5 protein-coding genes are annotated in these 5,354 nt (G+C 76.1%); all 5 read right to left on the reverse strand.

Features of this window, described 5'->3' with window-relative positions; translation table 11 throughout:
* Window positions 1–465: 465 nt before the first annotated feature.
* Entirely contained in the window at window positions 466–1,752 is a 1,287-nt protein-coding gene (gene tyrS / locus OF117_RS21965) for a tyrosine--tRNA ligase (protein WP_263554988.1), read from the reverse strand.
* Window positions 1,740–2,456, reverse strand: a complete 717-nt coding sequence (locus tag OF117_RS21970; RefSeq protein ID WP_263554989.1) for a DNA-3-methyladenine glycosylase — start codon at window positions 2,454–2,456, stop codon at window positions 1,740–1,742. Before OF117_RS21970 ends, tyrS begins: the two co-directional genes overlap by 13 nt.
* The gene (argH, locus tag OF117_RS21975) at window positions 2,420–3,895 is read right to left on the reverse strand and encodes an argininosuccinate lyase (protein WP_263554990.1); all 1,476 of its coding nucleotides are present in this window, start codon (window positions 3,893–3,895) and stop codon (window positions 2,420–2,422) included. Before argH ends, OF117_RS21970 begins: the two co-directional genes overlap by 37 nt.
* Window positions 3,892–4,497 carry an arginine repressor gene (locus tag OF117_RS21980; RefSeq protein ID WP_263554991.1) on the reverse strand — a complete coding sequence of 202 codons (606 nt, stop codon included), beginning with the start codon at window positions 4,495–4,497 and terminating at the stop codon, window positions 3,892–3,894. Before OF117_RS21980 ends, argH begins: the two co-directional genes overlap by 4 nt.
* Window positions 4,494–5,354 (reverse strand): ornithine carbamoyltransferase (gene argF / locus OF117_RS21985; RefSeq protein WP_263554992.1); only part of this gene is annotated, 861 nt, incomplete at its 5' end. The genes argF and OF117_RS21980, both read right to left, overlap by 4 nt.

Here is a 5,354-nt window from a genome sequence, read left to right on the forward strand (position 1 = left end):
CACTGACATTCGGCACGCTGTTGAGTTCTCAAGGAACGGACGCGCAGGAGATCGACCCTCTCGGGCTTCGCTCCTGGCTGGATGTCCACTCTACGCCGTCCGTGCGGTCCGGGCCCCCGCGGGGGCCTCCCGCTGCCCTCCCGGGCGCGTCCGGCGCATCGACAAAACTAGGTGCGCCCGGAGGCGCTGTCAAACCGGGTGCCGGTGACGCGCGACACCTGCCGGACATCGGCCCGTCACGCGGTCGGCACGGTCCGGAAGCCGCCCGACACCGCGGGGTGGGACACCGCCGTCCGCCACCGGAGGTCGGTGGGCGCTCCCCCGACGACGGAGGCGGACGACGGCGAGCTGCCACCGCGAGGGGATCGAGAGCCTGGCGTCCGCGAAGGCCTCGAGGAGCCGGGCGGCCGCGGGCCGGCGCGCGACGGGCCCGGCGCCACGGCGCGTCCGCCGGAGGCGCACCGGTCAGCGGGATCGGTCGGACCGGTGCACCCCGGCGACCGAGCGCTTCCCGCGACGCAGCACGAGCCAGCCGCCCGGCAACCACGCGTCCTCGCCCGGGACGGCGTCGGCGTCGGTCACCCGCTCGTTGTTCAGGTAGGCCCCGCCCTCCTTCACGGTGCGCCGGGCCTCGGAGAGGCTGCTCACCAGGCCGGTCGACCGCATCAGGTGGGCGATCGACGGCACCTCGCCGTCGACGTCGACGCTGCCCGCCTCGCGGAGGGCCGCCCCCAGCGTCTCGGACCCCAGCGCGGCGAGATCGTCGCGGCCAAACAACGCCCGCCCGGCAGCCTCGGCCTGACGCAGCTCCTCCGGGCCGTGCACGAGGAGGGTCAGCTCCTCGGCCAGCGCGCGCTGCGCCGTCCGTGCCGCCGGGCGGTCGCGGCTCTCGGCGAGCAGGGCCTCGACCTCCTCGGCCGGCCGCTCGGAGTACAGCGGGAGCCAGGCCCGGGCGTCGGCGTCCTCGGCGTTGAGCCAGAACTGGAAGAACGCGTACGGCGATGTCAGCGACGGGTCCAGCCACACCGCGCCGCCCTCGGTCTTGCCGAACTTGGTCCCGTCGGACTTCGTCACCAGCGGGGTGGCGATCCCGTGCGCGCTCGCGCCCTCGGTGCGGCGGACCAGGTCGATGCCAGCGGTGATGTTGCCCCACTGGTCCGAGCCGCCGGACTGCAGCGTGACGCCGTTGCGCCGGTACAGCTCCCGGTAGTCGTTGGCCTGCAGGATCTGGTAGCTGAACTCGGTGTAGCTGATGCCCGCCTCGGAGGCGAGCCGGGCGGCGACCGCCTCCTTGGCCAGCATCCGGCCCACCCGGAAGTGCTTGCCGAGGTCGCGCAGGAACTCGATCGCCGACAGCTGCGCGGTCCAGTCCAGGTTGTCGACGTAGACCGGTCCCCGCAGCCCCTCCTGCTCGGCCGGCAGCTCGAGGAACGGCGCGACCTGGCGGCGGATGCTGTCCACCCACCCGGCCACGACGGCGGGGTCGTTCAGCTGCCGCTCGGCGGTCGGGCGGGGATCCCCGATCAGCCCGGTGGCCCCGCCGACGAGCACCACCGGCTGGTGACCGGCACGCTGCAGCGCCCGCAGCACCATGAACTGCAGCAGGTGGCCGACGTGCAGGCTCGACGCGGTCGGGTCGAAGCCGGCGTAGTACGCGACCGACCCCTCGGCGAGGTGCGCGCGCAGGGCGGCCTCGTCGGTGCTCTGGGCGATGAGCCCGCGGCGGTGCAGGTCGTCGATCACGTCGTCCACGGGAGACCATCCTGCCCGCCGGTGCGACTCGGCAGCCGCCTGCCCCGCCCGCTCCCACCCGCGCGGAAGGCGCTCACCGAGGCGGCGTCGGTGGCCCAGAACCGCCACGGCAGGTCGGTGGCCCGGCTGATCCCGACGCGCGGGCCCGCGGAGACGGCGGACGGCGCCGGCCCGCGGTGCAGCCGCACGGCGCCGTCCGGGTCGAGCAGGTCGGCCCCCCGGTCGTCCGGTCCGATGGCCAGCGCCTGGGTGAGCCGCGCCGGCCCGCGGGCCAGGTCCCGCACGACGCGGGCGGCGGGCCGGCGGGCGCGCGCCAGCTCCTCCCCCGCGACGACGTCCCCCGCCCGCAGCAGCACCGCCGAACCGCGTCCCTCGGGTCCCACGACCACGTTCGCGCACCAGTGCACGCCGTAGCTGAAGTAGACGTAGAGCCGCCCCGGCGGGCCGAACATGATGCCGGCCCGGGGCGTGGGGCCGCGGTGGGCGTGCGACGCGGGGTCCACGCCCTCGCCGGAGTAGGCCTCCACCTCGGTCAGCCGGACGGCGACCCGGCCGTCGGGGCGGTCGGTCACCAGCCAGCAGCCGAGCAGGGTCGGCGCCACGACGTCCACGGGCCCCAGCAGCTCGTCCCCGGTCAGCAGCGGCCCCGGCCCGTCGGGGGACGCGGTCAGAGCACGCCCGCCACGGGTGAGGACGACGCCCACGCCCGGTGCTCGCCGAGGAGTGCGCCGAGCGCGTCGAGCTGCTCGGCCACCCGGTCCGGCGCCGTCCCGCCGCGGGTGCGGCGGGCGGCCAGCGCGCCACGGACGGAGAGCACCGACCGGACGGCGGGGGTCAGGGACGGCGAGACCTCGGCGAGCTGCTGGTCGGTGAGCTCGTCGAGCTCCACGCCGGCCTTCTCGCAGAAGGCCACCATCGAGCCGGAGATCTCGTGCGCCGACCGGAACGGCACGCCCTGCGTCACGAGCCACTCGGCCACGTCGGTCGCGAGCGCGAAGCCCTGCGGGGCGGCCGCCTCCAGCACGGCGGGGCGCAGCGCGAGGGTCGCGACCATGCCGGTGACCGCGGGCAGCAGCAGGAGCAGCTGCTCGACGGAGTCGAAGACGGGCTCCTTGTCCTCCTGCAGGTCGCGGTCGTAGGCCAGGGGCAGCCCCTTGAGCATGGTCAGGAGGCCGGTGAGGTTGCCGACGAAGCGGCCGGACTTGCCGCGGGCCAGTTCGGCGATGTCGGGGTTCTTCTTCTGCGGCATGATCGACGACCCGGTGGCCCAGGCGTCGTCGAGCACCGCCCAGCCGAACTCGGTCGACGTCCAGAGCACCACCTCCTCCCCCAGCCGGGACAGGTGCACGCCGACCAGCGCCGCGCAGAAGCAGAACTCCGCGGCGAAGTCGCGGTCGCTGACCGCGTCGACGGAGTTGTCCGCGGCGCGGTCGAAGCCGAGCTCGGCGGCGACGGCGTCCGGGTCGAGCGGCAGCGACGACCCGGCCAGCGCGCCGGAGCCCAGGGGGCTCACCGCGGCGCGGCGGTCCCAGTCGCGCAGCCGGTCGACATCGCGGGCCAGCGACCAGGCGTGGGCGAGCAGCTGGTGGGCGGCCAGCACCGGCTGGGCGTGCTGGAGGTGGGTCATCCCGGGCGCCGGCACGTCGCGGTAGCGGTCGGCCAGCCCGACCAGCGCCTCCTCGAGCGCGGCCAGCTCGCCGACCAGCACGCGCACGGAGTGCCGCAGGTACAGCCGCAGGTCGGTGGCCACCTGGTCGTTGCGGCTGCGCCCGGCCCGCAGCTTGCCGCCGAGCGCGCCGAGCTTCCCGGTCAGGCCCCGTTCGAGCGCCTCGTGCACGTCCTCGTCGGAGTCGACCGGGGCGAAGGTGCCCGCGGCGACCTCGGCCGACAGCTCGGTCAGCGCGCCGAGCATCCGGTCCAGCTCGTCGTCGGCGAGCAGCCCGGCGCGGTGCAGCACCCGCGCGTGCGCGCGCGAGCCGGCCAGGTCGTAGGGCGCGAGCCGCCAGTCGACGTCGGTCGACTTGGACAGGGCGGCCATCGCCGCTGACGGGCCCCCGCTGAAACGGCCACCCCACAGCCGCGTCTCGTTGGCCCCGGTCCCGGCCTGCGGCATCCCCGCCCCCGTCGTCCCCGCCCCCGTCACGGTGCGCCCTCCTCGTCGGTCCCGTCGGGCCGCCCGGGCGTCCCCGGCTCGTCGGCCGGCAGCGTCCGCGCGGCCAGCGCACGCAGCCGTGCGGCCAGCGCCGGGCCGCCGTCGGGCTCCCGGGAGACGACCAGCAGGGTGTCGTCGCCGGCGATCGTGCCCAGGACGTCGGGCAGCGCCACCTTGTCCAGGGCCGACGCGAGGAACTGCGCCGCCCCGGGCGGCGTGCGCAGCACCGCCAGGTTGGCGCTGCCCTCGGCGTCGGTGAGCAGCTCGGCCAGCATGCGGGTCAGCCGGGCCGGCGCGGCGGCGGCCGAGGCCGCGGGCCGCAGCGGGGCGTTCTCCGGTGGCAGCACGTACGTCGCGGGGGCACCGTCGGCGCCGCGCAGCTTGACCGCGCCGAGGTCCTCCAGGTCGCGCGACAGGGTGGCCTGGGTGACCTCGATGCCCGACGCGGAGAGCAGCGCGGCCAGCTGGGCCTGCGACCCGACCGCGTGCGTGCCGATGATCTCGGCGATGCGGGCCTGCCGGGCGCTGCGGCTGACCGGGGTCGGGATCCGGTCCGCCCCGGGCAGCCGGTCGTCCGGGCCGGAGGCGGTCATCCGCTGCGCTCCAGCAACCAGACCAGGAGCGCCTTCTGGGCGTGCAGCCGGTTCTCCGCCTCGTCCCACACCGCGCTCCGCGGGCCGTCGATCACCTCGGCGGCGATCTCCTTGCCGCGGTAGGCGGGCAGGCAGTGCAGGACGACGGCGTCGTCCGCGGCGCGGGCGAGCGCCTTCTCGTCGATCGCGAAGGGCAGGAACGGGGCCACGCGGACGTCGTGCTCCTCCTCCTGACCCATCGAGACCCAGGTGTCGGTGGCCAGCACGTCGGCGCCCTCGACAGCGGCGTCCGGGTCGGCGGTCCAGGACACCGAACCACCGGTCCCCGCGGCCACCGCCGCGGCCCGCTCGACGACGACCGGGTCGGGCCGGTACTCCTCCGGCGAGCCGATCCGCACGTGCAGGCCCGCGGTGGCGCCGCCGAGCAGGTAGCTGTGGGCCATGTTGTTGGCGCCGTCGCCGAGGTAGGCCAGGGTCCGGCCGGGCAGCGGGCCGAGGCGCTCGGCGACGGTCTGCAGGTCGGCCAGGATCTGGCAGGGGTGGTAGGCGTCGGTGAGCGCGTTGACCACCGGCACCCGGCTGACGGTGGCCATGGTGTCGAGCCGGTCCTGCGCGAAGGTGCGCCAGACGATCGCCGCGGCCTGCCGGTCGAGCACCCGGGTGGTGTCCTCCACCGGCTCGCCGCGGCCGAGCTGGCTGGCGGCCGCGTCGATCACCAGCGGGTAGCCGCCGAGCTCGGCGACGCCGACGGAGAACGACACGCGGGTGCGGGTCGACGGCTTGTCGAACAGCACCGCCACGGCACGCGGCACGCCGCCGGGCGCCGCCAGCGGGGTGGGCGCGGCGGCGGTGTGCCG

This window comes from Geodermatophilus sp. YIM 151500, from assembly GCF_025716945.1.
Lineage (GTDB): Bacteria > Actinomycetota > Actinomycetes > Mycobacteriales > Geodermatophilaceae > YIM-151500.